This window comes from Bradyrhizobium sp. 142 (assembly GCF_023074015.1).
GTDB lineage: Bacteria > Pseudomonadota > Alphaproteobacteria > Rhizobiales > Xanthobacteraceae > Bradyrhizobium.
This window is the reverse complement of sequence record NZ_JADPKQ010000243.1, coordinates 1-547: the sequence shown is the minus strand read 5'-3', so window position 1 is coordinate 547 and position 547 is coordinate 1. Positions and strand designations below refer to the sequence as shown.

General features: G+C 66.4%; 1 protein-coding gene. It reads left to right on the top strand.

Going from position 1 to position 547, the window contains the following annotated elements:
• Window positions 1-61 precede the first annotated feature (61 nt).
• Window positions 62-547 (top strand): hypothetical protein (locus IVA82_RS22605; RefSeq protein WP_247493528.1); only part of this gene is annotated, 486 nt, incomplete at its 3' end.

Below are 547 nucleotides of genomic sequence, written 5' to 3'. Positions count from 1 at the left end.
CGTTCGACCGCAGGCGGCATGCGCCTTCGGTCCGCATCGGGAAGGCGAGGAGCCGAAGCCGATGACGAACGAACGCGGGAAGTCGGACGTGGCCACAGTGCGAAGCCGGCGAACGAGGCAGAGCGATCTGCGAAAGGAGCTGGTGGAGCGAAGGGCCGCGACCAAGGGGAATGCGGACCAGCAAAGCACGACCCGGACGCCGAGCCGGACGAGCGTGACACAGGCGCTGGAGCGCATACGACGAACTGCAAGGGAAAGGAAGAAGGAGAGGTTCACCGCGCTGCTTCACCACATCGATCCCGACCTGCTCGAGGCGGAGTTCTTCGCGTTGAAGAAGCATGCCGCGCCGGGCACGGACGGGGTGACGTGGCGGGACTATGAGCAAGATCTCAAGGCCAACCTTGAGGATCTGCATGCCCGTGTCCACCGGGGAGCGTACCGGCCGCAACCGTCGCGGCGGGTCTACATCCCAAAGCCGGACGGACGGCAGCGCCCGCTGGCGATCGCGGCCCTCGAGGACAAGATCGTGCAGCGGGCAACGGCTGTG